The 24,574-nt window shown below is 60.6% G+C and carries 21 protein-coding genes, 1 tRNA gene and 4 pseudogenes; 18 read left to right on the plus strand and 8 right to left on the minus strand.

Annotated features, from left to right (window positions below):
* Nucleotides 1-44 precede the first annotated feature (44 nt).
* From F2982_RS15165 to folD, 10 genes and pseudogenes are all read left to right on the plus strand, one after another.
* Nucleotides 45-1,069, plus strand: a pseudogene (locus F2982_RS15165) (ABC transporter permease).
* Between the two features lie 8 nt (nt 1,070-1,077).
* Nucleotides 1,078-1,901: pseudogene (locus F2982_RS15170) on the plus strand (ATP-binding cassette domain-containing protein).
* A gap of 37 nt (nt 1,902-1,938) precedes the next feature.
* Nucleotides 1,939-2,253, plus strand: coding sequence for a MocE family 2Fe-2S type ferredoxin (locus F2982_RS15175; protein ID WP_203428319.1), 315 nt, complete (start codon nt 1,939-1,941; stop codon nt 2,251-2,253).
* A 4-nt stretch (nt 2,254-2,257) separates the two neighbouring features.
* Nucleotides 2,258-3,037 (plus strand): TIM barrel protein, encoded by a 780-nt coding sequence (locus F2982_RS15180; RefSeq protein ID WP_203428320.1) that lies wholly within the window; start codon nt 2,258-2,260, stop codon nt 3,035-3,037.
* Nucleotides 3,038-3,041: 4 nt separating this feature from the next.
* Entirely contained in the window at nt 3,042-3,866 is an 825-nt protein-coding gene (locus F2982_RS15185; RefSeq protein WP_203428321.1) for a 3-methyl-2-oxobutanoate hydroxymethyltransferase, read from the plus strand.
* A gap of 17 nt (nt 3,867-3,883) precedes the next feature.
* Entirely contained in the window at nt 3,884-4,885 is a 1,002-nt protein-coding gene (iolG, locus tag F2982_RS15190) for an inositol 2-dehydrogenase (protein ID WP_203428322.1), read from the plus strand.
* Between the two features lie 88 nt (nt 4,886-4,973).
* Complete coding sequence (locus F2982_RS15195; protein ID WP_203428323.1) at nt 4,974-5,285, plus strand: MurR/RpiR family transcriptional regulator; 312 nt, start codon at nt 4,974-4,976, stop codon at nt 5,283-5,285.
* On the plus strand, nt 5,282-6,508 hold the full coding sequence (locus tag F2982_RS15200; RefSeq protein ID WP_203428324.1) for an FAD-dependent oxidoreductase: 1,227 nt from the start codon (nt 5,282-5,284) through the stop codon (nt 6,506-6,508). The genes F2982_RS15195 and F2982_RS15200 overlap by 4 nt, the downstream gene beginning before the upstream one ends.
* Nucleotides 6,509-6,575: 67 nt before the next feature.
* Nucleotides 6,576-7,460: a formyltetrahydrofolate deformylase gene (purU, locus tag F2982_RS15205; protein WP_203428325.1), complete on the plus strand. Its 885-nt coding sequence runs from the start codon at nt 6,576-6,578 to the stop codon at nt 7,458-7,460.
* A gap of 4 nt (nt 7,461-7,464) precedes the next feature.
* On the plus strand, nt 7,465-8,367 hold the full coding sequence (gene folD / locus F2982_RS15210) for a bifunctional methylenetetrahydrofolate dehydrogenase/methenyltetrahydrofolate cyclohydrolase FolD (RefSeq protein WP_203428326.1): 903 nt from the start codon (nt 7,465-7,467) through the stop codon (nt 8,365-8,367).
* A 202-nt stretch (nt 8,368-8,569) separates the two neighbouring features.
* Here folD and F2982_RS15215 read toward each other — a convergent pair whose 3' ends face one another.
* The 3 genes from F2982_RS15215 to F2982_RS15225 are packed head-to-tail and all read right to left on the minus strand — an operon-like array spanning nt 8,570 to nt 11,408.
* Nucleotides 8,570-9,115: a flavodoxin gene (locus F2982_RS15215; protein WP_203428327.1), complete on the minus strand. Its 546-nt coding sequence runs from the start codon at nt 9,113-9,115 to the stop codon at nt 8,570-8,572.
* Between the two features lie 19 nt (nt 9,116-9,134).
* On the minus strand, nt 9,135-10,331 hold the full coding sequence (locus F2982_RS15220) for a carboxymuconolactone decarboxylase family protein (RefSeq protein ID WP_203428328.1): 1,197 nt from the start codon (nt 10,329-10,331) through the stop codon (nt 9,135-9,137).
* A 57-nt stretch (nt 10,332-10,388) separates the two neighbouring features.
* A complete protein-coding gene (locus tag F2982_RS15225; RefSeq protein ID WP_203428329.1) occupies nt 10,389-11,408 on the minus strand; it encodes a zinc-dependent alcohol dehydrogenase family protein in 1,020 nt (339 codons plus the stop codon).
* A gap of 331 nt (nt 11,409-11,739) precedes the next feature.
* On the opposite strand from F2982_RS15225, the gene F2982_RS15230 reads away from it, so the two are divergent.
* From F2982_RS15230 to F2982_RS15245, 4 genes are all read left to right on the plus strand, one after another.
* Entirely contained in the window at nt 11,740-12,726 is a 987-nt protein-coding gene (locus F2982_RS15230; protein ID WP_203428330.1) for an aldo/keto reductase, read from the plus strand.
* A 138-nt stretch (nt 12,727-12,864) separates the two neighbouring features.
* Nucleotides 12,865-13,992: a multidrug effflux MFS transporter gene (locus tag F2982_RS15235; protein ID WP_246777459.1), complete on the plus strand. Its 1,128-nt coding sequence runs from the start codon at nt 12,865-12,867 to the stop codon at nt 13,990-13,992.
* Between the two features lie 61 nt (nt 13,993-14,053).
* The gene (locus tag F2982_RS15240) at nt 14,054-14,947 is read left to right on the plus strand and encodes a LysR family transcriptional regulator (RefSeq protein ID WP_203428332.1); all 894 of its coding nucleotides are present in this window, start codon (nt 14,054-14,056) and stop codon (nt 14,945-14,947) included.
* A gap of 234 nt (nt 14,948-15,181) precedes the next feature.
* Nucleotides 15,182-15,391, plus strand: a complete 210-nt coding sequence (locus tag F2982_RS15245; RefSeq protein ID WP_203428333.1) for a hypothetical protein — start codon at nt 15,182-15,184, stop codon at nt 15,389-15,391.
* 697 nt (nt 15,392-16,088) lie between these two features.
* On the opposite strand, the gene F2982_RS15255 is transcribed toward F2982_RS15245, so the two are convergent.
* The 3 genes and pseudogenes from F2982_RS15255 to F2982_RS15265 form a co-directional block, all read right to left on the minus strand.
* Nucleotides 16,089-16,165: transfer RNA gene (locus F2982_RS15255), tRNA-Arg, on the minus strand.
* Between the two features lie 171 nt (nt 16,166-16,336).
* Nucleotides 16,337-17,118 (minus strand): annotated as a pseudogene (locus tag F2982_RS15260) (ATP-binding cassette domain-containing protein).
* Nucleotides 17,119-17,132: 14 nt separating this feature from the next.
* Nucleotides 17,133-18,337 (minus strand): annotated as a pseudogene (locus F2982_RS15265) (sugar ABC transporter permease).
* Between F2982_RS15265 and F2982_RS31560 the strand changes: the two are divergent.
* Entirely contained in the window at nt 18,315-18,545 is a 231-nt protein-coding gene (locus F2982_RS31560; RefSeq protein WP_246777575.1) for a hypothetical protein, read from the plus strand. The pseudogene F2982_RS15265 and the gene F2982_RS31560 overlap by 23 nt on opposite strands.
* Before the next feature lie 145 nt (nt 18,546-18,690).
* Here F2982_RS31560 and xylF read toward each other — a convergent pair whose 3' ends face one another.
* Nucleotides 18,691-19,731 (minus strand): D-xylose ABC transporter substrate-binding protein, encoded by a 1,041-nt coding sequence (gene xylF, locus F2982_RS15270; RefSeq protein WP_112719501.1) that lies wholly within the window; start codon nt 19,729-19,731, stop codon nt 18,691-18,693.
* Between the two features lie 224 nt (nt 19,732-19,955).
* Here xylF and F2982_RS15275 point away from each other — a divergent pair, with 224 nt between their 5' ends.
* The gene (locus tag F2982_RS15275; protein ID WP_203428335.1) at nt 19,956-21,191 is read left to right on the plus strand and encodes an ROK family transcriptional regulator; all 1,236 of its coding nucleotides are present in this window, start codon (nt 19,956-19,958) and stop codon (nt 21,189-21,191) included.
* Here the strand turns inward: F2982_RS15275 and F2982_RS15280 are convergent.
* Complete coding sequence (locus F2982_RS15280) at nt 21,188-21,928, minus strand: aminoglycoside phosphotransferase family protein (protein ID WP_203428336.1); 741 nt, start codon at nt 21,926-21,928, stop codon at nt 21,188-21,190. The genes F2982_RS15275 and F2982_RS15280 overlap by 4 nt on opposite strands.
* 286 nt (nt 21,929-22,214) lie before the next feature.
* On the opposite strand from F2982_RS15280, the gene F2982_RS15285 reads away from it, so the two are divergent.
* Together F2982_RS15285 and F2982_RS15290 are read left to right on the plus strand one after the other, a co-directional pair.
* Entirely contained in the window at nt 22,215-23,624 is a 1,410-nt protein-coding gene (locus F2982_RS15285; RefSeq protein WP_203428337.1) for a circularly permuted type 2 ATP-grasp protein, read from the plus strand.
* On the plus strand, nt 23,624-24,568 hold the full coding sequence (locus F2982_RS15290; RefSeq protein ID WP_112719498.1) for an alpha-E domain-containing protein: 945 nt from the start codon (nt 23,624-23,626) through the stop codon (nt 24,566-24,568). The genes F2982_RS15285 and F2982_RS15290 overlap by 1 nt, the downstream gene beginning before the upstream one ends.
* Nucleotides 24,569-24,574 lie beyond the last annotated feature (6 nt).

Raw genomic sequence — 24,574 nt, forward strand, 5'->3', positions numbered from 1 at the left:
GGGGAACAATCATGAACACAAAAACAGCAGGCCAGCCGATCACCATGGCTCCGACGCCGAAAGCGGCGGAAACCAGTACGAGCTTTTCCATCGGCGGGCTGTTCCGCAGGCCGGAAGCAGGGGCCTTCCTTGGTCTCGTCGGCGTCTTCGTCTTCTTTCTAGTCTTCGGAAGCATGGACTTCCTGAAGCTGAACGGCGCGGCAAGCTGGCTGAACGTCGCCGCGAACCTCGGCATCGTCGCGTTTCCGATCGGTCTGCTGATGATCGCAGGCGACCTCGACATCTCGATCGGTTCAATGATCCCCGCAGGTTCGATGACGGTCGCTATCATCTCCGGCTACTACGGCCTGCCAATCTGGATGGGATTGGCGCGTCGCTTGCGCTCGGCATTCTGGTCGGTCTCATCAACGGTTTCCTCGTTGTCCGCACCAACGTGCCGTCGCTGATCGTCACGCTCGGAACGCTCTTCGCAGTCGCAGGCCTGGTGCTCGGCCTCTCAGTCCTGCTGACGGGTACGACCAGCGTCGCGCTCAAGGCGCCGGAACTGGCCAAGTTCGTGTTCGGCTCCTTCGTCGCCAACACGTTCCAGGTCATCATCTTCTGGTGGCTGGCACTCACTGCAATCTACGTGTTCTTCATCCACTTCTCGCCGTTCGGAAACTGGATCTTCGCCATGGGAGGCGACAGGATCAGTGCGCGCAACGCTGGCATCCCAACGACGAAGCTGACGATCGTGCTTTTCGTGCTGTCGTCGACGAGCGCCGCCTTTGTGGGCATGTGCCAAGCGATCCTGTTCAACTCTGCTCAGGTCTCGGCAGGCATGTCCTTCATCTTCAACTCGATCATCTCGGTGGTCGTGGGCGGCGTACTGCTGACAGGTGGCTTTGGCTCCATAATCGGCATCTTCTTTGGCACCATCACCTTCGCCGTCGTCAACCAGGGCATCTACTTCACGTCATTCGACCGCAATTGGTCGAGCCTGATCATCGGCGTAATGCTGCTGCTCGCGGTGCTGATGAACAACACCTTCCGCAGCATGGCGCTGTCCTATTCGCCGAAGAAGAAGTGAGAACGATCATGTCCACACCCATTCTGACGCTCAAGAACATCTGCAAGTCCTTCGGCCCGATCGACGTCCTCAACGACATTTCGCTGAACATCTGTCCAGGCGAGGTGCTCTGTCTGCTCGGCGACAACGGTGCGGGGAAGTCAACCCTGATCAAGACGCTGTCCGGCGTGTATCGCCCGAACTCAGGAACCATCGAGATGGACGGCAGTCCGATCGAGTTCACTGGACCGCGCGACGCGAGTAGCCGTGGAATCGCAACGGTCCACCAGTTCGGCGGCACCTTTCCGCTGATGTCGATCGGCCGCAGCTTCTTCGTCGGCGTCGAGCCGACCAAGGGTTGGGGCCGTTCAAGGTGTTCGACCGAAAGAAGGCCAACGAGGTCGCCGTCAAGGCTATCCGGGATTTCGGGATCACCCGTATCGATGACGGCGACCGACTGGTTGGCGGCCTCTCTGGAGGAGAGCGGCAGTCGCTTGCCATCGCACGTGCCGTCCATTTCGGTGCGAAGGTGCTCATCCTCGACGAGCCGACGGCGGCGCTTGGCGTCAAGCAAGCGACCCATGTGCTCCGGATCGTCAACGAGGCGAAGCGCCGTGGTCTGGCGGTCGTCTTCATCACCCATCAGGTCATGCATGCCATGGCGGTGGGCGATCATTTCGCGGTGCTGATCCGCGGTGCGATTGCGGCGGATTTCCGCAAGGGGGAGAAGACGCGTGAGGAAATCACCGACCTGATGGCAGGCGGCGAGACCATGGCGGAACTCGAAGCCCAAATCGACGGGTACCGCACCACGCATGATGGCCACACGCAGCTTTCCACTGCAGCCGGCTGATGTGGATTATTCATGAACCGAAATACCGAAGGATGAAATGATGGGCACCTGGACCCGCGCCTGTGCAGCCGACGACATGGAAGTCGAAGAGCAAATCGTATTCGACCAGGGAGGACGCTCCTTCCTGGTCATTCGAAGCCCCGAGGACGAGTTCTTCTGCATCGATGGCATCTGCACACACGAGCACGTGCATCTCGCGGACGGCCTGGTGATGGAGGGTACGATCGAGTGCCCGAAACATGGTGGCGTTTTCAACTACAGGAACGGCGAGGCCAAGCGAGCGCCCGTCTGCATCAACCTAAGGACCTGGCCTGTGAAGGTCGAGAATGGCGACGTTTTTATAGAGATCTGATGATATGACACAGTTTGCATTGGCGGCTTGCGCCGAAATGATCTGGCGGGACCGCCCCATCGAGTGGCGCGCCTCCCGTCTTAAGGAAATGGACTTCGGTGTCGGCCTCTGGAATTGGCCGGAGCATGACCTCGCCAAGCTTGAGGCGACAGGCGCCTCCTTCACGATCATGAACGGCTACCTCACTGGGCGCCTGACGGATGACGAAGGGGCCGACGACCTTCTGCGCAGCGCACGCGAAACGGCTCAGGTCGGTAAGCGATTGGGCGTTCAACGCCTCAACCTCCACGGAACTGGTCTGGGCGAGGGCGGTCTGCCTGTCCAGCCGATCGAGGTGGTTAACGGCGCAATGTGGCTGAAGGCGAGCGACACCTTGCGTCGTATCGTCGATATGGCCGAAGAGGAGAACGTGATCTTCACGCTCGAGAACCTCAATCTGCCTGTTGATCATCCGGGTGTCCCATTCGGTCGTGCCGAGGATACGCTGGCGCTGGTCTCCAGCATCGATCACCCGCGCCTGCGGCTCAATCTCGACCTCTATCACGCGCAGATCGGCGAGGGGAATCTCATTGAACTTTGCCGCAAATCCTTGCCCTGGATCGGTGAAATCCAGGTCGCCGACGTTCCCGGCCGTTGCGAGCCGGGAACCGGCGAGGTGAACTGGAACGGCATCGCCAATGCCCTGAAAGCCATGGGCTATAACGGCCCCGTCGGCATGGAAGCCTTTGCTTCCGGTGATCCGGAAGCCGCACTCACTGCCTTCCGCAACGCATTCACGGTGTAGTCCAATGGTTCACAAGAATACCCGACCGACGGTTGCCGACATTCGCGTCATGAAGGCTCGCGGCGAAAAGATCTCCATGCTCTACGTGACGACACTGGAGGAGGCTGCTGCCGCCAACGCGGCGGGCATCCACATGTTGTCGATCGAAGGCCGTTTCTTCTCGCCGGAAATGCGCGAGGCTGCTGGCAGTTGTTTTGTCCAAGTGGGTCTTCCCTACGGAGGCTGGGGCAAATTCGAGGGGCGGCCGCTGGCAACCGCCGAGGACTATCTGCGTGCCGCCTACCATTTCTCCGCCATGGGCGGTGACTGCTTTTATTGCGCGGCCTCGCTCGATATTCAGAAGGTCCTCTGCGACAACCATGTTCCCATCGTAGCGCATGTCGGGCTGATCCCATCGTACATTACCTGGACTGGATTCCGCGCCGTCGGCAAGACGACGAGGGAGGCGGTCGACGTCTTCCGGCACGTCAAGCAGCTCGAAGCGATAGGCTGCTTCGGTGCGGAGCTGGAGGTTGTTCCCGACCGCGTCGGCGAGCTGATCTCGAAGAACACGTCGATGATCATGCTAGGCATGGGCGCCGGGCCAGGCGCGGACGCGCAGTACCTCTTCGCCGAAGACGTGCTCGGCCACACCGACGGCCATCGTCCACGCCACGCGAAGACCTATCGCAACTTCGCCGCGGAGTTCGACCGGCTGCAGAAGGAACGCATTGCCGCATTCCGCGAGTTCATCGCGGACGTCAACAACGGAGCATATCCGCAGCCTCAGCACAACGTTGCGATCGGCGACAAGGAATTCGACGCCTTCAAGACTGAGCTCGGTCTCTAACAAAAAAGGAAATCTCTATGCTTAAAGTTGGCCTCCTCGGCGCCGGCAGGATCGCCGGCGTCCACGCCACAGCCATATCCGGACATCCCGGCAGCATGCTCGCCGCCGTCTCCGACATCAACACGTCCGCGGCGGAAAAGATCGCCGCGCAGTACGGCTCCGAAGTCCGTAGCACCGAAGCCATTCTCGGCGACAGCTCGATCGACGCCGTCCTGATCGCCACCTCCACCGACACGCACTCCGACCTGATCGAAAAGGCGAGTGTGGCGGGCAAGGCTGTGCTTTGCGAGAAGCCCGTCGACCTCAGCCTGGAACGCGCTCGCGCCTGCCAGAAGGCTGTCGCGGAGACGAGGCGTCCCGTGATGATCGGCTTCAACCGCCGTTTCGATCCGAACTTCGCCGCGTTGAAGAAGGCCGTGGACGCGGGCGAGATCGGCAAGCCCGAGCTCCTGTCCATCACCTCCTTCGACCCGGCCCCGCCGCCGGTCTCATACATCAAGGTCTCCGGCGGTCTGTTCCGGGACATGATGATCCACGACTTCGACATGGCGAATTTCATCATGGGAGCGGCGCCCGACACCGTGACCGCGGTCGGTTCGTCGATCGTCGATCCGGAGATCGGCAGCGCCGGCGACGTCGACACCGCCGTGGTGACGTTAACTTATGCGGACGGTCGGATCGCTGTCATCAAGAACAGCCGCCGTGCAGTTTACGGCTACGACCAACGGCTTGAACTCCTTGGTTCCGAAGGGCTGCTCCAGGCCCAGAACATGCTCGAAAACACCGTAGTGAAGTCGACAACCCAAGGCGTGATCGGCGCCAAGCCCACCTACTTCTTCCTTGAACGGTACATGCCCGCGTACGCCGCGGAATGGGCTGCATTCGTCGAAGCCGTCAATGGGGGCGGTTCGCTGCCGGTCACTCTCGACGACGGCGTCGCCGCGCTCGCCATGGCGGAAGCCGCGACGATCTCGGTGAAGACCGGCGCTCCGGTTTCTCTCGCCAGCGTCTCCGGCTGAGTTGGACAATGCCGCCTCCGCACGGTTCGTAGGCCGTGCGGATCCTTAAATCTCGCGCCCCTGGACGCCCAACCACGAAAGGTCGCAGATGCTTTCACCTTCCATCGAACAGCCAAGCATAAGCGATCTCAAGCAACGGATCGTCGAACGACGAGTGACGTACCCCGCCAGCCTGCAGCAGGCGATGCGCCTGTTGCTCGGCAACCCAGGAGTCATCGCCTTCGGCACGTTGCGGTCGGTTGCCCAGGCCTGCAAGGTATCTGAAACCTCCATCTCGCGGCTCGCATCCCACAGCGGCTATTCGAGCTTCAAGGAGATGCAGGGCGCGTTCCGGCAGCACCTAGTCGCGCTCGCCGACTCTCAAAATCCGAACATTGAACAGCGAAGGTCCCTCCAATGACGTCCATAGTTATCATCGGCGCAGGAGAATGCGGTGGTCGCGCGGCCCTGAGCCTCCGTGACCGAGGGTTCGAGGGTGAGATCACGCTGATCGGCGAGGAGGAGCATCCTCCCTACGAACGTCCGCCCTTGTCAAAGGACGGGATTGTCGCCGGTTCCGACCCGCGCTTCGTCGCCACCGCGGCAGACTATGCCGAAAAGCGGATCGAGCTTAGGCTCGGGGTTCACGCAACCCGCCTCGACCGCGCAAGCCGAGTGGTGGAATTGGCCGACGCCAGCCGTGTGCCGTTTACGAAGCTTCTTCTGGCGACCGGCGCGCGTGCCCGCAGCCTCGCCGTCGATCAGCTGGACAACCCGCGCGTTCTCTCGCTGCGGACGCATGGCGACGCACGTCGTATCCGCGAGCATCTGAGATCGAACAGCCGTCTTGCGATCCTTGGGGGCGGCTTCATCGGCCTGGAACTCGCGGCGAGCGCCCGACGTCTTGGAGCTTCCGTTGTCCTGCTCGAAGGACTGCCGCGAATCCTTTCTCGAGGCGTTCCTTTCGCGGTCGCCGAAGCGATCGCGGCCCGGCATGCCGCCGAGGGCGTCGAGATCATCTGCAACGCACGCATGGAGACGCTGAGCGGCTCGGACAACGACGTGAAATTGGTTCTTTCGGACGGCCGCTTGATCGAAGCCGATATTCTAGTCGTCGGCATCGGGTCTATTCCCAACGTCGAACTTGCCGCCGACGCTGGCCTCGCCGTCGAGAACGGCGTCGCGGTCGACCGTCATCTGCAGACGAGTGATCCGAACATCTGGGCGGCCGGAGACTGCTGCTCGTTCCCGCTCGTTCATCACGCGGACCGCCGCGTTCGGCTTGAATCCTGGCGCAGCGCTCAGGAGCACGCCGCGATCGCCGCCGCCAATCTTCTCGGTGGAAGCGAAAGCGTCTCGGCCGTGCCGTGGTTCTGGTCCGATCAGTACGACATGACGCTACAGGTCGCGGGGCTCTCGACCGGCGCCGCACGGTCCGTTCGGCGAGATCTCGGCGCGGACGCTTTCATCGTCTTCGAGATGGCGGAGGACGGCCGCCTTCTCTCGGCCAGCGGCATCGGCCCCGGTAACGCCGTTGCACGCGACATCCGCCTCGCCGAAATGCTCATTGCTTCAGGCAGGGGGTTCGACGAGGCCGCTCTCGCTTCGCCCGACATCCGTCTCAAGGCGCTGCTCGCCGCCTGACCTTCGAATCCTAGGCGGTCTCGAAGACCGCTCGATGCTTCCTTATCCCCTTCATGAGATCCAGAAGATGAAAAGTCACGTCCTGACCGTTTCCTGTCAATCGTCCCGCGGCATCGTCGCCGCCATCACCGGTTACCTTGCCGAAAAGGGCTGCTACATCTCCGACTCGTCGCAGTTCGACGACCAGGAGACTGGCCTGTTCTTCATGCGTCTGACCTTCCTTTCGCAGGAGAACGTGTCGGAGGAGGAGATCAGGTCCGGTTTCGCATCCGTCGCGAAGACCTTCCAGATGACGTACCGGTTCAACGACAGCGACGAACGGATGAAGGTGCTGCTGATGGTCTCGCGCTTCGGTCATTGTCTGAACGACCTGCTCTACCGCTGGAAGATCGGCGCGCTGCCGATCGACATCGTCGGCGTCGTCTCGAACCACTTCGACTACCAGAAGGTCATCGTCAACCACGACATTCCGTTCCACCATGTCAGGGTGACCAAGGAGAACAAACCAGAGGCGGAAGCGCGGCTAATGGAGATCGTGACATCGTCAGGAGCCGAGCTGATCGTTCTCGCGCGTTACATGCAAGTGCTGTCCGACGCTGTGTGCAAGAAGATGTCAGGTAAAATCATCAATATCCACCACTCCTTCTTACCGAGCTTCAAAGGTGCGAATCCTTATAAGCAGGCCTTTGAGCGCGGCGTGAAATTGATCGGCGCCACGGCGCATTATGTCACCGCCGACCTCGACGAAGGACCGATAATCGAGCAGGACGTGGCCCGCATCACCCATGCGCAGTCCGCAGACGACTATGTATCCATCGGTCGAGATGTCGAGAGCCAGGTGCTGGCCCGCGCGGTGCACGCTCACATCCATCACCGCGTGTTCATGAATGGCAACAAGACCATCGTTTTCCCGCCTAGTCCCGGGTCATATAAGTCCGAGCGGATGGGGTGACGCAATGAGCGCGGACATCCTCGATGGGAAACAGATCGCTGCGTCAGTGATCGACGTTGTCAAACTTGATACGGCGAGGTTGATAGAAGAGGCGGGCGTAACGCCTGGTCTCGCTGTGGTCATCGTCGGTGAAGATCCGGCGAGCCATGCCTACGTGGCAGCAAAAGGCCGCATGGCCACGGAGTGTGGTTTCGTTTCTGTGCAGCATACTCTGAGCAAGGCCGCTACCCAGGACGAGCTTGCTGCACTGGTCGCGAAACTGAACGATGACGACGCTATCCACGGCATCCTCGTACAACTGCCGCTCCCTGGACATCTGCAACCTGATCTTATCATTCAGTCGATCAAGCCCGAAAAAGACGTCGACGGTCTGCATGTTATGAATGCAGGGAAGGTGGCGACGGGCGACCTCCATGGCGCGCTCGTCTCCTGTACACCCGCGGGTGCCATGGTACTTGTGCGCCGCATACATGGCGACGATCTTTCCGGATTGACCGCCGTCGTGGTCGGACGATCGAACCTTTTCGGCAAGCCTATGTCTGCGCTGTTGCTGGCTGCCAACGCGACCGTAACGATGGCGCATTCGCGCACCAGCAATCTCCCTGCCGTCTGTCAGGGAGCAGACATACTCGTAGTCGCTGTCGGACGAGCAGAGATGGTGAAGGCAGACTGGGTCAAACGAGGTGCCACAGTCATCGACGTTGGTATCAACCGCGTAGATGCGTCAGAAAAAGGTACGGGTAAAACATGCCTCGTTGGCGACGTTGCCTTTGCTCAGGTCGCCGCAGTCGCTGGTGCGATCACACCGGTTCCGGGCGGGGTGGGGCCGATGACCATTGCTATGCTGATGAGGAATACGCTGCATGCGGCCCGCCGCAAATGCGGAGCCGACATTGCCAAGATTTGATCGCTGGATACCAGGTTCAGCATTCGCTGGTTTTCGGTTTTTGGGGTAGCCGGATCCCTGTGAAACTTGGTGCGCGAGATCTTTGCGTTACCAGCGAAGGCGGCTATCGAAACGCATTTCCCGCCTTTGGCTGTCACTCGAAGACCAAAGGTGCTTCCGGAACTTATGCGCATCGCTGATAACGAGAGCGTTGGAGCCAACGCTAAGCTGCCAACCAACTTCTCACGCCATCAAGGGTGCGACGTTCCTGGTCTGCCTCCATCGAGAAGGGCACCTTGATATCAGCCTCGGTCGCCAAGGAAGTCAGCACTCCCAGGCTGTTTCCGATCCCGAAGCCCCCGTGCGTTACAAACGGGTAAACAGTCTTCCCGGAGAGGTTGGTGCTACGAAGGAATGATTTGACGACTGGCGGCATCGTCATTCCCCAGATCGGAAATCCAAGATAGATCGCATTGAAGAGCGAGAGGTCGGGGACAGAAGTCTTCAATGGAGGCAGATAACCTCCCGAAGTTTCACGAGATGCTTGCGCGACCGTGGTCTGATAGTCCTCGGGATAGGGCGTGGCGGCTTCGATCTCGTAGATCGCAGCGTTCCGTTCCCTCTTGATCTGGTTTGCGATGACCCGGGTGTTGCCAGTCCTCGAAAAATAGGCAATCAGGATATCGGATTGTTGAGCGCGTGCGTTCGGTGCGAGAACTCCCACGGCAGCGACAATCGGCATTGCCTGGAGAAAACGGCGCCTCTGCATCTCGGCCTCCTTAGAAGTCTCAGTCGACGACCGCAACTGAAGCGTAGTCCCTGTCAGATACCTTCTCCAACCATGTAACCGAGCTTCCATCCAACGCCTCGGCGACGGCGAAGTGGCTCATGGCTTCGTTGCGCGATGCCCCATGCCAATGGCGCACATGGGCTGGGATCCAGACGACGTCGCCTGCACTGACTTGCTGCTTGGGACCGCCCTCCATCTGAACCAGCCCGCTGCCAGAAATTATGAATAGGGTCTGGCCCAAGGGATGGGTATGCCAAGCTGTACGCGCTCCCGGCGCGAACGAAACGGTCGCACCGCCAACTCTCGCGGGTTCGCCACCGCGGAAAAATCCCGATGTTTCGACGTTGCCCGTGAAGTATTGCTCCGGCGCATCGGCACGCCCTTCTCCAGCTCGCACGACGTTGATTTCGGCGAATGCTGTCGGGCCAGTGACTGCGGCAACGCGACCCTCAAGGACCTTCTTCAAAACCGGGACGGCGGACATTGCCCGCGGCCATCCTGCATAGAACGCAACCTGCGTGATGACTTCGGCAGCCTCGGACCGTGAGAGACCATTGTCCATTGCGCGATTGGCGTGGAAGGGAAGCTGCTCGGGCTGGCCCAGCGCGACAAGTGCGGCAATAGTCACCATACTGCGGTCGCGAGGAGCTAGATCTGGACGCTGCCAAAGACCGCCAAACAGAACGCGATTGGTGAGCTCGGCCAGTGCGGCTGCGGTTGGCGCGACATTGCTATCCACTATCGCCTTCCTTGAGGCTTCGGTCGCTGCCTCCAGCTCAATGCGGTCGCCATTGCTGCTTGAGAGCGGGCCAACACCGCGCTCGTCGAACACCTTCTTTGCTTCATTGACCGCCGACATTGCATTCGGCCAACCAGAATAGAAAGCCAGTTGCGTGATCAGTTCGCCGACCTCCTCCGGGCTCACCCCGTTGTCGAGTGCACGCCCGACGTGACTTGCAGTCTGGGCGATTTTTCCCGTCGAGACGAGAACCGCAATTGTTACGAGGCTGCGATCACGTGGAGAGAGTTCTGCACGGTCCCAGACTTCACCGAAAAGTACTTCGTCAGTGAACTGACCTAGACCCGGCGCAGTTTCGTAGACGGCTTGCGGGGCAACGCGTTTGAAGTGTTCAGCGCCTTCAGAGCCTGTTGCTGCGAGGGTAGTCATTGCGATGGAAGCAGCAACTTTTTTCATGAAGCAAATTCCTTGAGCTAGAATAGGGAGAACCGAGGCAGCCGGAGCGGCGCGTCGTCACTGCACCCGCAGCAGCGTCTTGATTGCGCGACGTTCATCCATCGCGCGGTAGCCTTCCGCGACATCCGCAAGCGGGATTTCCAAGTCGAAAACCCGGCCGGGATTGATTTCGCGGCTAAGAACAAGATCCATCAGATAGGGGAGGTAGCGTCGTACAGGGGCTGGGCCGCCAAGCAAGCTTTTCTGCTGAAAGAACAGGTTCTGACCGTCGAAGGTGACACCATGCGGAACCCCGACGAAGCCTATCTTTCCTCCAGGGCGTGCGCAGTTGATCGCCTGGGACATGGACTCGTCCAGTCCCACGCATTCCAGCACTGAATCCGCGCCGACGCCGTTGGTCATCTCCCTGATGCGGCCGACGCCAGCTTCACCTCGTTCTGAGACGATGTCAGTTGCGCCGAACTCAAGGGCGAGCTCCTGCCGTGCCTTATGGCGGCTCATGGCGATGATGCGTCCAGCCCCCATTCGCTTTGCGGCGAGCACCCCCATCAGTCCGACAGCGCCGTCCCCCACCACGACTGCAGTGTACCCTTCCTGAACCCCAGCGGCATCAGCGGCATACCATCCGGTACCGAGAACATCTGACACGGCAAGCAGCGACGGGATCAGGTCGTCCGAAGGTATCCCGGCCGTCGGGACCAAAGATCCGTCGGCAAGCGGGACGCGTGCGTAGGGGGCCTGCGCGCCGACCATGAACTCACGCTGCTCGCAAGACGACTGAAAGCCGAAGCGGCAATGGGGGCAGGTGTTGTCCGAAAGGCAGAAAGAGCCGACAACGAACTGGCCAGGCTTTACCGTTCTGACGTCACTGCCGACTTCGACCACGATGCCGCAATACTCGTGACCCATTGCCTTGGGCTCGCTGGTATCGTTCGCGCCTCGAAATGGCCAAAGATCGGATCCGCAGATGCAACTGGCCGACAGCTTGATAATAGCGTCAGTCGGTTTGAGGATCTTCGGATCGGCAACCTGTTCGCATCGTACATCGCCGGGAGCATGTAGAACCGTACCTAACAATTTGCATTCCTTTCGAAATATAGATGCTCAGGCGCAGGCACTCTTTGCGGGCGACTTTGATAGAGGCGTCCACAGCGTAATTGGACGTGAAGCGGGTCCGTTGGTGCCAGCCGTTTGAAGCAAGATATCGCCGATCGATTGATCTGATTAGGCGGTGTGCGTTGCATGCGCTTATGCTTGCTGTTCATGAATGGGGTGCGGCGTCGTGATCGCGCAGGGCACCCATTTCATCCATGAAATCAATTCATGACTGCATGCCGATTCAACGGGCTAATCCCATGATGGTCATCGGCTTAGGATTCCCCTTACCGAAACGACAGGGTGATCCTAAATGAAAAAGAGAACTCTTGGGCAGGGTCTGGAAGTCACAGCGCTTGGCTTCGGATGTATGGGCCTCAACTTTTCCTACGGGCATGCTCTGAGCAACGCGGACAGCGTCAAGCTAATCAGAGATACCTTTGATCGTGGTGTGACCTTCTTCGATACCGCCGAGATCTACGGGCCATTCACCAACGAAGAGTTGGTCGGTGAAGCCCTCCGCCCAGTTCGGGATCAGGTGGTCATCGCCACCAAGTTCGGTTTCAAATTCGAGGGTGGAAAGGCCGCCGGCGTCGACAGCCGTCCTCAGCGGATCCGAGAAGCAGCGGAGGGGTCGCTGAAGAGGCTTGGCATCGACGTAATCGATCTTCTCTACCAGCATCGCGTCGATCCCGGTGTGCCGATTGAGGATGTAGCGGGGACCGTGAAGGACCTGATTGCCGAAGGCAAGGTCAGGCACTTCGGCCTCTCCGAGCCGGGCGCCCATACCGTCCGCAAGGCTCACGCCGTGCAGCCGATCACCGCCCTCCAGAATGAATACTCGCTCTGGACACGTGGTCCCGAAACGAACGGCATCCTGGATGCATGCGAGGAATTGGGAATAGGTCTTGTCGCCTACAGCCCGCTCGGGAAGGGCTTTCTTACCGGAGCAATGGGCAAGGATAGCAAGATTGCCGAGAATGATTTCCGCAGGATCCTTCCCCGCTTCACGCCAGACGCCATGGAGAAGAACCAGACCTTGATCGACCTAATTCGCGGAGTCGCGACGGAGAAAAATGCTACTCCCGCACAGATCGCACTGGCTTGGCTGCTTGCCCGGAAACCATGGATCGTCCCCATTCCCGGGACAACGAAGCTGCATCGTGTGGAGGAAAACCTCGGCGCAGTCGATATCGAGCTGAGCAGTTCCGCTCTCGGCGAACTCAACGCAGCGGCTGCCAGGATCCAGATCGAAGGTGAGCGCTATCCCGAACAACTGATGAAGACCACTGGTCTTTGAACAGGCGCCTCGCAGCGCCTTCCTCCTTTGAGACCATTCATGCCACAAGAACTAGCTTCGACCGCATATGGTGAGGCTCCTGTAGATCCGCACGCGAAGCCCCATAGGCTCCGCGTGCTTGCGGTCCTCAGTGCACTCATGGGCTTCGCATCCATCTCCACTGACCTGTATCTTCCTGCCATGCCAACCATGGCCTATGATCTGGGTGCGGACGCAGGAGACATGGAGCTGACTGTATCCGGATTCCTCATCGGTTTCAGCCTCGGCCAGCTACTCTGGGGGCCGCTTGGCGACCGATACGGTCGTAGACTCCCGATAGCGGTTGGTCTCGTCCTCTTCGTTATTGGCTCGACCGGATGTGCCATATCCGGGAACGCAAACGAGATGATCACATGGCGCGTCGTTCAGGCGGTAGGCGCCTGTTCAGGTGTCGTCCTTTCTCGGGCGATGGTACGCGACCTGTATGAAGGAAGCCGTGCCGCACAGATGCTTTCTACACTGATCACGGTGATGGCTACAGCGCCGCTGCTTGGCCCGATCGTCGGTGGTCAGGTGCTTGCCGTCGCCGGATGGAGGATGATCTTCTGGTTGCTCGTCGCGGTCGGTTTGATCACGCTTGCCGCACTCTTCACAATTCCCGAAACGCTTTCCGCCCAACGCCGCAGTGAAGCATCGCTCAGAAGCTCGTTCCGCGGATATCTTCAACTCATCACTGAGAGGCGACTGTTAGGCTTTGCGGTGGCGGGAGGCTTCTTTTACGCCGGGATCTACGCGTATATTGCGGGAACGCCATTTGCGTTCATCGAATACTACCATGTTCCATCGCAGTTGTACGGCGTGTTGTTCGCGCTCGGCATCGTAGGAATCATGCTGACCAACGTCGCAAATGCAAGGCTCGTGGGCAGGCTCGGAAGCCGCCGACTTCTTCGCTTTGGTACCGCCGGAGCGGCGCTTTCCGGGCTTGCGCTGCTCGCGACCGGAACCACGAACTGGGGTGGGCTCGCAGGACTGGCGTTTCCGCTCTTCGTGTATGTCTCCTGTTCGGGGCTCATTGTCGCCAATTCAATCGGCGGTGCTTTGCAGGACTTCCCGGAACGGGCAGGAGCCGTATCCGCCTTGATCGGAGCGCTGCACTACGGCTGCGGAATACTTGGATCGGCTGCCGTAGGCGCACTTGTCGATGGTAGCCCTACGGCGCTCGCTCTCGTTGTCGCCATTTCAGGAATAGGAAGCTTCCTTTGTCTCTTCCTGGTTCCAAGAGGTTGACCAGTTGCACAGCCTGCTGCAACTTCATAAGTCGATGCTAACTCATGTCGACGGAGCATGAATGAGACGAGAAGAGCTAGTCGACCTGAATGCGTTCATGACCGTGGCGGAAGAGCAGAACTTCACGCGGGCAGCGGCAAGGCTTGGAACATCCCAGTCATCGCTGAGTCACACGGTCCGGCGGCTCGAGACCCGGCTGGGGGTTCGTCTATTGACCCGGACGACGCGCAATGTGGCGCCTACTGAGGCCGGAGAGCGTTTGCTCTCCACTCTTAGACCAGCGCTCGACAGCATTGGCTCCCAACTCGCCGCACTCGGGGAGTTGCGAGACCGCCCCGCTGGAAGCATTCGCATCACAACCTCGGAGCATGCCGCGACCACAGTGCTGTGGCCCGCACTTAGGCGACTACTTCCCGAATACCCTGACATCCACGTGGAGCTGGCGCTAGATTCCAGTTTCACTGACATCGTATCGGAGCGGTTCGATGCTGGCGTACGCCTTGGCGAGGCTCTCGCGAAGGAGATGGTTGCCGTCCGAATTGGACCTGAGCTGCGCATGGCCATTATTGGTTCGCCCGATTATTTTTCGAATAACCCGATCCCGCGGACGCCTCAGGATCTGAACTCCCATCGCTGCATCAATCTGCGGATGCTAAGTGGCGGTGGCTTATATGCCTGGGAGCTGGAGAAAGCTCAACGCGAACTGCGGGTGCGGGTTGAGGGCCAACTCGCCTTTAGCAACACAAACATGATCGTCAGGGCAGCGGAGGATGGTTTCGGGCTCGGTTTTGTGATGGAGGACCAGGTGGCGTCGCAAATCGCCAGCGGGCGCCTCGTGCGGGTGCTCGAAGATTGGTGTCCTTCATTCCCGGGATATCACCTCTACTACCCCAGCCGAAGGCAGCCATCGGCCGCCTTTTCGGTGCTCGTAGATGCACTGCGGCACCGGGGCTAGAGCGTAGGCGAACATGCGTGAACAGGATCACGGTTTGAGATCCGGCACGCGACCGAAGATGATGGCGCCAGATTGCGCGCTCTTGCGAGTACTAGGGTTGTTGCGACTCGTTTTGGTCGCTACCTTCGCTCAAGTCCAACGGCCTCGGCCGAGTCGAGGCAATGAGGTCTCGCAGCGTTTGGGCATGCTCATCGAAACCGCACCTCAAAGTGCCCTTACAGGGATCGAGAACCCATGCTTGCAGAAAAGAAGACAGTCGAGAACACGGACCAGGTTGAAGCCGCGCTTGCTTGGCATGACGGCGACGCTCGGGCGACCATTGAGACCTTGTTGGCGGACTGCGGTCACTTGCGCGAACAACTCGAGATCGCGCGCTCGTTTCTGAGCAAGGGCATCACGAGAGGGTGGTCGCCGGAGATCGACAGGAAGGCTCCTGCGGCCTGATCCCAGTCGAAGAAAGACCTCGCAGCGGGGGACGCCACGAGGTCTCCAGGTAGGATCGTCCCGGCTATCTCAGGTCCGGAACAGTGGCGATGATACCTGGCGTGAGCAGCAGCGTCTGTCCGGTTGGCGACATTCCTCGAGTCGAAGCTGGACAGCGAAAACGCGGTGGCGGGCAACCTTAGTCACTATGGGCGAATTGACTACTCGACTGCGCGCCGCGCTACGATAGCGTGTCGGATACCAAAAACAACTGTGCACATAGAAAACCAACATGTGCTTCACGACGACAAAATCCGGGGTTCCAGCGAAATACCTGCGGTGCAGCGCGTATCGACGCCCTATGGCGTGAGCAGCCCGGCGCAGTCGCATTTTTGGCGTAGTGTTCTTTTGCCCGTGCGGCTCATGAGCCGAGAGCGCTCGCACTTCCGGAGTGTGTCAACCACAGCCGAGCTCCCGCAAAGTTCTAAGCGAATCATCGGAGCGAGGCATTCCCGATCCGTGAAAGCAGACCTGAAACGGCGCGCGGATTGGTCCTCACCAAAGCTGATTGACGCGTAAAGGTGAACCCGGCTGGGAGGAGGCTGTTTTTTCAGGTTCACACATACGGCGGAAAAACTACCAAACCTGAGCTCTCAGGCGCGAACCAACGCGGATTCACCACGGTGCGTGCGCGGTAGCCGGAAGTTTCTGGAAGATATGGCGCACCCGACAGGATTCGAACCTGTGACCTTTGGAATCGGAATCCAACACTCTATCCAGCTGAGCTACGGGTGCATGCCGTGGCGGTTTGAATCGCCTGTCCGATGTGGTGGTTCTTAGCCTAGCTTTCGGCGCTCTTCAATCGCCAAATGGCGAAATCGGCGGAATGGCTGGTGGTGTCACCGGAATTCGGATGAAAAGCCCGCCGCTGTCTGGGGCGGCGGGCTTTTCTGTTGTCGTGATGCCTCAGACCTGCATGGCGCCGGGGCCGGGGATGGCTTTGGGGGCACCTTGCCGAGGATGATCATGCCGAGCACTTCGTCCTTGGTGACGTCTTCGGTGCGGGCGTGGCCCACCACCTGGCCGTTCTTCATGACGGAGACGCGGTCGGCGAGGTCGAAGACGTCGTGGATGTCGTGGCTGATCAGGAAGATGCCGATGCCTTCCTTTTTCAGCTGCTTGATCAGCTCGCCGACCTGCGCCGTTTCCTGGGGGCCGAGGGCGGCCGTCGGCTCGTCCATGATCAGGATGCGGGCGTTGAACAGGATGGCGCGGGCGATCGCCACCGATTGGCGCTGACCGCCCGAAAGCGCTTTCACCGGCTCCTTGAAGCGGCGGAAGTTCGGGTTGAGGCGCCCCATCACCTCGCGGGCCGAGGCTTCCATGGCGACGTCATCCAGCGTGCCCCACTTGGTGCGGATTTCGCGGCCGAGATAGAGGTTTGCGGCGGCGTCGACATTGTCGGCGACGGCGAGCGTCTGGTAGATCGTCTCGATGCCGTATTTCTTGGCATCGCGCGGATTGCGGATGTCGACAGGTTCGCCATTGATCAGGATCTCGCCGCTGTCGCGCTTGTAGGCGCCGGACAGGATCTTGATCAGCGTCGACTTGCCGGCGCCGTTATGGCCGAGAAGGGCGACGACTTCACCGGGATAGAGGTCGACGGAAGCATTGTCGACCGCGTGAATACCGCCGAAGGAGATCGAGATATTCTTGAGTTCCACAAGGGGAGTGCGTTGTTCAGTCATGGATCGTACTCCTCTTACTTGGCACGCGAGCGATAGACCGTGTCGAGCCAGACGGCAACGACGAGGACGGCTCCGACCACAACGTTCTGGATGGGGGTATCCACATTGGCGAGGCCCATGCCCGACTGCAGCGATTGCATGACGAGCGCGCCGAGCATGGCGCCGGCGATCGTGCCGGTGCCGCCTGCGAGCGACGTGCCGCCGATGACGGCTGCGGCGATCGTGTAGAGCTCGTAGGTCGTGCCCTGCGAGTTGGCGGCCGCGTTGAGGCGGGCGGTCGAGATCGCCGCGGCAACGGCTGCGAGGAAGCCCATCAGCGCGAAGATCTTGACGGTGACCCAGCGGGTCTTGATGCCGGCAAGCTCGGCCGCCTCCGGGTTGCCGCCGATGGCGAAGACATAGCGGCCGAAGCGCAGGCGGGTGGCGATGAAGGTCATGACGATGCCGACGAGAACGGCGATCAGCACCGGCACGGCAATGCCGTAGGAGATGAACAGACCGGTTTCGGGCCAGGCGATGGCGTTGGCTTCGGCATATTTCTTGGCGATGGCGACAGGCCAGTAATAGATGGTCGAGACCCAGATGGCGCCGAGCACGAGGGCGCAGCCGAGCACGGCCAGGAAATATTCGGCCCAGAGCGGACGGCGCGGGAAGTTGAAGCGCTTGCGCTGGTGGCGCGAGCCGATGATGCCGAGAACGATCAGCACGCAGGCGACGAGCCCGATGATCCAGCTCCAGGTGGCGCCGACGGCGCCTTCGGCACCACCGCCCATGATGCGGAAGGTGGTGTCGAGCGGCGCGACCGTCTGGCCCGAGGTGACGTACCAGGCAAGGCCGCGCCAGGCGAGGAAGCCGCCGAGTGTGACGATGAAGGAGGGCACGCCCATGAAGGCGATGATGACGCCCTGGAACAGGCCAATCAGCGTGCCGGCGATGAGGCCGGCGGCAAGGGTGATCACCCATGTCCAGGAATTGTCGAATCCGAGATATTGCGGCAGGAATTTCGCCTGGACGACGCCCATGATCATGGCGACGAGGCCGAGCATCGAGCCGATCGACAGGTCGATATTGCGGGTGACGATGACGAGCACCATGCCCGTCGCGAGAACCGCGATCTCGGTCGTCTGGACCGAGAGGTTCCAGAGGTTGCGGGGGTGAGGAACAGCCCGCCGGTATAGAGGTGGAAGCCGATCCAGATGACCAGCAGCGCCGCGACCATGCCGAGCAGACGCGTGTCGATCTCGGTGGCGCGCAGGAAGCGCGTGAAAGGGTTAGCGTCAGCCGTGCGCGGGTTGCTGGATGACGATTGGGTGAGGTCTGCCATGGGTTTGCCGTTTCCCCCATTGTTTGGGCGCAGGCCGGATGCCCGAAAAATCCGGTTCGCTGCCCTGTTCTTCAAATCGATCATCGCGAGGCTTCCGAAATAGGCGTTCAAGGCACGGCGCTATTTTGGCAGGGAATGAAAAGCGTTCGCGGTGCTGGCGAGGCGGAGAGCCATGTTCCTGTGCTCATCCGCATCCGGCGCCGCAGCGTGGCCGCTGCGGCGCCGGCATGTCGGTTGCCCGTCGAGGATTAGTCGCAGGCCTTGACGCTGCCGGCCTTGACGCCCTGGCAAGCTTCAGCCTTGGAGATCCAGCCGGCGTCGATGACGACGTTCAGGTTTTCCTTGGTGATGGCGAGCGGCTTCAGGAAGATCGACTGCATCTTCACCTTCTTCGGACCGCCGTCGAAGGTGGTGACACCGTCGACCTTGTCCATGGTGGTGCCGCCTGCGAGCTGCAGGGCGATTTCAGCAGCGCGCTTGCCGAGTTCACGCGAGTCCTTCCAGACGGAAACCGTCTGGGTGCCGAGCGCGATGCGGTTCAGAGCGGCCTTGTCGGCGTCCTGACCGGAAACCGGAACGGAGCCAGCCATGCCTTGTGCGTCGAGAGCAGCCACTGCGCCGCCAGCCGTACCATCGTTGGAAGCAACGACTGCGTCGACCTTGTTGTTATTGGCGGTCAGGAACTGTTCCATGTTGCGCTGCGCGTTCTGCGGCAGCCAGCCGTCGGTGTAGGCTTCGCCGACATTCTTGATCTTGCCGGCGTCGATTGCAGCCTTCAGAACTTCCATCTGGCCCGAGAAGAGGAAGTCAGCATTCGGGTCGGAAGACGAGCCCTTGATGAAGACGTAGTTGCCTTCCGGCTTGACCTTGAAGACGCCTTCAGCCTGGAGGCGGCCAACTTCCTTGTTGTCAAAGGTGATGTAGAAGGCAGCCGGATTTTCGATCAGGCGGTCGTAGCCGACGACCGGAATGCCTTCAGCAGCAGCCTTTTCGATGGCCGGGCCGATTGCGTCGGAGTCCTGAGCCAGAACGATGAGGGCGTTTGCGCCCTGCGAGATCAGCGATTCGACGTCGGTCAGCTGCTTGGCGGCCGAAGACTGCGCGTCAGCGGAGATATACTTCGCGCCAGCGGCTTCGAGTGCCTTCTTGATTGCAGCTTCGTCGGTCTTCCAACGCTCTTCCTGGAAGTTCGACCAAGACACGCCAACGACGAGGTCGGCGGCCATTGCAGCCGTCTGCATGGAAACGAGGATGGCGGCGCCCGCCATCAGCTTCATAATAGATTTCATAACTATCCTCCCAAGTGATGAGCGGCCAGCCCCAGCCAGTGGTTTCCTCCGGCCGCCGCGGATCGCTGTCCAGAAAACTAATTATTTTCTCGACAGTCGAGAAATTTAGTGTCAGAGATTTTTTCAACTGTCAACAGGCCACTACCGGCAGAATCGTCCGACACTCAGAAGTTGTTGGAGATGGCCTGTGAAACGAGGGCGGAAGCGGGGGAAGGGCGGCATTCATGCTGACCAAATCGAGCACAGAGTCTGTGCGGCAAAGGAATAGCGGGCTTGTTCTCGCGGCCCTTCGCCGCCACGGCGCGCTCGCGCATACCGAGATTTCCGATTACACGCAGCTCTCCTCCGCCACCGTCTCGGCGATCACCGCCGATCTCGAAAAATCCGAGATCATCGAGCGCTCCGAACAGCAGGCGGCGAGCGGGCGCGGGCGCCCGCGCGTGCTGTTTCGCCCGCGCCGCGACTGCGGCTATCTGATCGTCGTCATCATCTCCTCGGACGCCGTGCAATATTCGCTGGTCGATTATGCCGGCAAGCTGATCGACCGGTTCAGCGAGGGGCGCTCGCACGATCCGGCGGGGGCGCCCGCCTTTGCCGCTGCGGTCAAGGAGGGGCTGGAGCGCATCCTGCAGCGCTCGCGCATTTCGCAGGAGCGGGTGCTGTTGATCTCGATCAGCAGCAAGGGGCTCGTCAATGCCGCCGAACCCGTGCTGCTCTGGTCGCCGATCTTCGGCACGGACCGGATCGATTTCGAATCGCTGCTGCGGCCGGAATGGCAGGCGCGCGTCATTCTCGACAACGAAACGCTGCTGGTCGCCGCCGCACTCGGCGCCCATGAGGAGAATGTGAAGGGCGCGGATTTCCGCTCGCTGGCAGCGCTGTCGCTCGGCCACAGCATCGGGCTCGGCATCGTCCGGCGCGGGGCGAATGGCGGCCACGAGACCTCGGCGCCGAATTTCGGCCATATGCTGCACACGCCGAATGGCGGGCTTTGTCGATGCGGGACCAAGGGATGCATCGAGGCCTATGCGGGCTTCTATGCGATCCTCAGAACCGCCTTCGAAGTGCCGGTCGATACCATCCCTGCCAAATTCGTCCCCGTCAGCGAACTCGACAAGATCGCGGCCCGCGCCCGCCAGGGCCACCGCATGTCCGCCTTCGCCTTCCGCCAGGCGGGGCTGGCGCTCGGCAACGGTCTGTCGCGCATGCTCAGCATGACCGAACGCATGCCGGTGGCGATCACCGGTCCCGGCACGCGCTATTACGATCTGCTGCGGCAGGGGATCGAGGAGGGGCTCGGCCAATCGCATCTGGTGCGCCTGGAAGGCATGCCCGAACTGCGCGTCGTCGCCGACGAGCAGAACCTCGTCTTCGAAGGGCACCTCAACCGGGCACTTGCGCTGCTCGACGAGGATATCTTGGGCGGCGGAAGCCAGGTGGGGCTGGAGCGCTCGGCCTAGGTGCTGCCGCTGCCCGCAAGCTGCAGAAGCTGCTCGCGTTCCGTGTCGACACCTTCCGTGAGACGCGCTGCGGCAACGGGCGGCAGCCATGCGAGTATCTCATCGGCAGGGTGGCCGCTATGAGCGGCATAGATTTCGAGATAGATGCGCGCCGCCTCCGGCATCGCATGCAGCATCAGCAGATAGCTGCGGCAGGCGTCGGCGAGCGGATCTCCGCAGCAGGCATCGAGCCAGTCGAGGATGATCGCGTGGTCTCCGGCGCCATGGATGTTCCAGGGATGGAAATCGCCATGACAGACGCGGTCCTGTTCTGAACGAGCCGCAAGCTGCCACAGCAGTGTTTCCCGCAGCGCGCTTCCAATCTCCGGTGCCTTCCGGATGTTCGCGGTCAGTCTGTCTTTCAGCGATGCTAGCCCGGTCCCCGGCACGGCGTGCAGGCGAAGTTGCAGCTGCACCATTTCCGCCAGGACCGGCTGAAGGCCCTCCGCCTTGATGCGGGAACCAAAGGATGCGCCCGGCGCGCGGTCCATCACGATGCCCCAGCGCCCGTCATGTCTGCCGGCAGCGTAGACATGGGGTGCGGGGAGGCCGAGGCGTTCGACGACCGCGAGATTTGCAGCCTCGCGAAAGGCGGGCGCTTTTACGCCCGGCGATTTGTAGAGCTTCAGGGCATGATCACCATAGACATGGACATCGGCTTCCTTGCCTGATCCCAATAAGGCGCCAATCTCGTTCATGTCCGGCTCCGGATCGTTCTGCTCATTCAAGCATAGGCGCAAATGCGTCTTGCTGCTGCCGCGAATTGAATCGGGCGCCAGGGCGTAAAATCATCAATTGCTTATATTTTGTGCTGGCGCTAGCGATTGAAACTTTCGCGCTTCGTGCCATCCTTGCTTAAATGCCCAGTTTTTCGGCGCTTTTCGGCGTTGCAGACGATTTTACAAATCTTCCTGCGAACTGTGCATGGTTCTTGCATTGCTATTTGCGTTGTATTCAAATGAACAAAAAAGGGGAGCCACACCTTTGGCATTTGATGAAATGATCACCGGGGGCGAGAGTCCGCGTCAGCCATATGAGAAATATTTCGAGTGGTACAATGCCCAGGACAGGGCGCATCTGATTGGAAAATCCCGCGACGCGGAAAACATCTTCCGGAAAACCGGCATCACCTTCGCGGTTTACGGACATGCGGATTCCTCCGAAAAGCTCATCCCCTTCGACATCATCCCGCGCATCATCTCCGGCCGTGAGTGGCGCAAGCTCGCCCAGGGCATCGAGCAGCGCGTCATCGCGCTGAACGCCTTTCTCGACGATATCTACCACAAGCAGGAGATCATCCGGGCAGGGCGCATTCCGCGCGAGCTGATCGAGAACAACGTCGCCTTCCTCTCGGAGATGATCGGCTTCCGGCCGCCGGGTGGCGTCTATACCCATATCGTCGGCACCGACATCGTGCGCACCGGCGAAGACCAGTTCTATGTGCTCGAAGACAATGCCCGCACGCCTTCCGGCGTCTCCTACATGCTGGAGAACCGGGAAACGATGATGCAGATGTTCCCGGAGCTGTTCCACGAGAACAAGGTGCAGCGCGTCGAGGACTATCCCTATCTGCTGCGCCAGTCGCTGGCTTCGCTTGCGCCTCCCGGCTGCAAGGGCAAGCCGCGTGTCGCCGTCCTGACGCCGGGTATCTACAACTCCGCCTATTACGAGCATTCGTTCCTGGCCGATACGATGGGCGTCGAGCTCGTCGAGGGTTCGGATCTGCGCGTCATCGACGGCAAGGTGAAGATGCGCACGACCCGCGGCTACGAGGCGATCGACGTTCTCTACCGCCGCGTCGACGACGATTTCCTCGATCCGCTGACCTTCCGTCCGGATTCGGCGCTCGGCATACCGGGGATCATGGACGTCTACCGCTCGGGCAATATCACCATTGCCAATGCGCCGGGCACCGGCATCTGCGACGACAAGGCGATCTATTCCTACATGCCCGAGATCGTCGAGTTCTATACCGGCCGCAAGTCGATCCTCGAGAACGTGCCGACCTGGCGCTGTTCGGAACCGTTGAGCCTGAAATATGTGCTCGAGCATATCGAGGAGCTCGTCATCAAGGAGGTTCACGGCTCCGGCGGCTACGGCATGCTGGTGGGACCGACGGCTTCCAAGAAGGAGCGGGCGGATTTCGCCGAGAAGCTGAAGGCGCGGCCGAACAATTATATCGCCCAGCCGACGCTGTCGCTCTCGACCGTGCCGATCCTCGTCAACAAGGGGATTGCGCCGCGCCATGTCGACCTGCGCCCCTATGTGCTGGTTTCCGACAAGGTACAGATCATTCCGGGCGGGCTGACCCGCGTGGCGCTGAAGCAGGGCTCGCTGGTGGTCAATTCCAGCCAGGGCGGCGGCACCAAAGACACCTGGGTATTGGAGGACTGATGCTCGGAAGAACTGCGAACGGACTCTACTGGATGTTCCGTTATATCGAGCGCGCCGAAAACATCGCGCGTCTCGTCGATGCCGGCCTGCGCATGTCGCTGACACGCAGCGGGACGGGGGACGATAACTGGGATGGCGTGCTGCAGAGCGCCGGCGTGCGCGAGGCCTATGACGAGGGTCACGCGAAGCTGACGAGCGCCGATGCGATCGACTACCTGCTGCGCGATCTTTCCAACCCGTCGAGCGTCATGTCCTGCATCGACAACGGCCGTAACAACGCCCGCATGGTGCGCACGGCGCTGACGCGCGAGACCTGGGAAGCGACCAACGAGTGCTGGATCGAGCTGAAGGCGCTGCTTTCAAAGCGGCTGAAGGCGGCGGAGCTGCCCGAAGTCATCGACGTCATCAAGCGGCGGGCGGGGCTGATCCGCGGCGCCTTCCACGGCTCGATGCTGCGCAACGAGCTCTACAATTTCGCCCGCATCGGCACCTTCATCGAGCGGGCCGACAATACGGCGCGTATTCTCGACGTGAAATATTACGTGCTGCTGCCGTCGGTCTCGCAGGTCGGATCGTCGGTCGACAATGTGCAGTGGGAATCGATCCTGCGCTCGGTATCGGCGCACCGTTCCTATAGCTGGGCCTATGACGACGAGTACCGGGCGGCGAATATCGCCGACTTCCTGATCCTCAACGGCCAGATGCCGCGCTCGCTTGCCTATTGCTACGAGAAGATCGTCAGCAATCTCGGCTATATCTCGCGCAGCTATGGCGGCGAGCGGCTTTCGGCGCATGACACGGCGGATGCGATCCGTGCCTCGCTGCATGCGCGGGCGATCAAGGACGTGATCGATCAGGGGCTGCACGAATTCCTGGAGGAATTCGTCAACCGCAACAACACGCTCAGCGTCGAGATCACCAACGGCTACCGGTTCTACGTATAAGCAGCG

Origin of the sequence: Rhizobium sp. BG4 (assembly GCF_016864575.1) — a bacterium.
Lineage (GTDB): Bacteria > Pseudomonadota > Alphaproteobacteria > Rhizobiales > Rhizobiaceae > Rhizobium.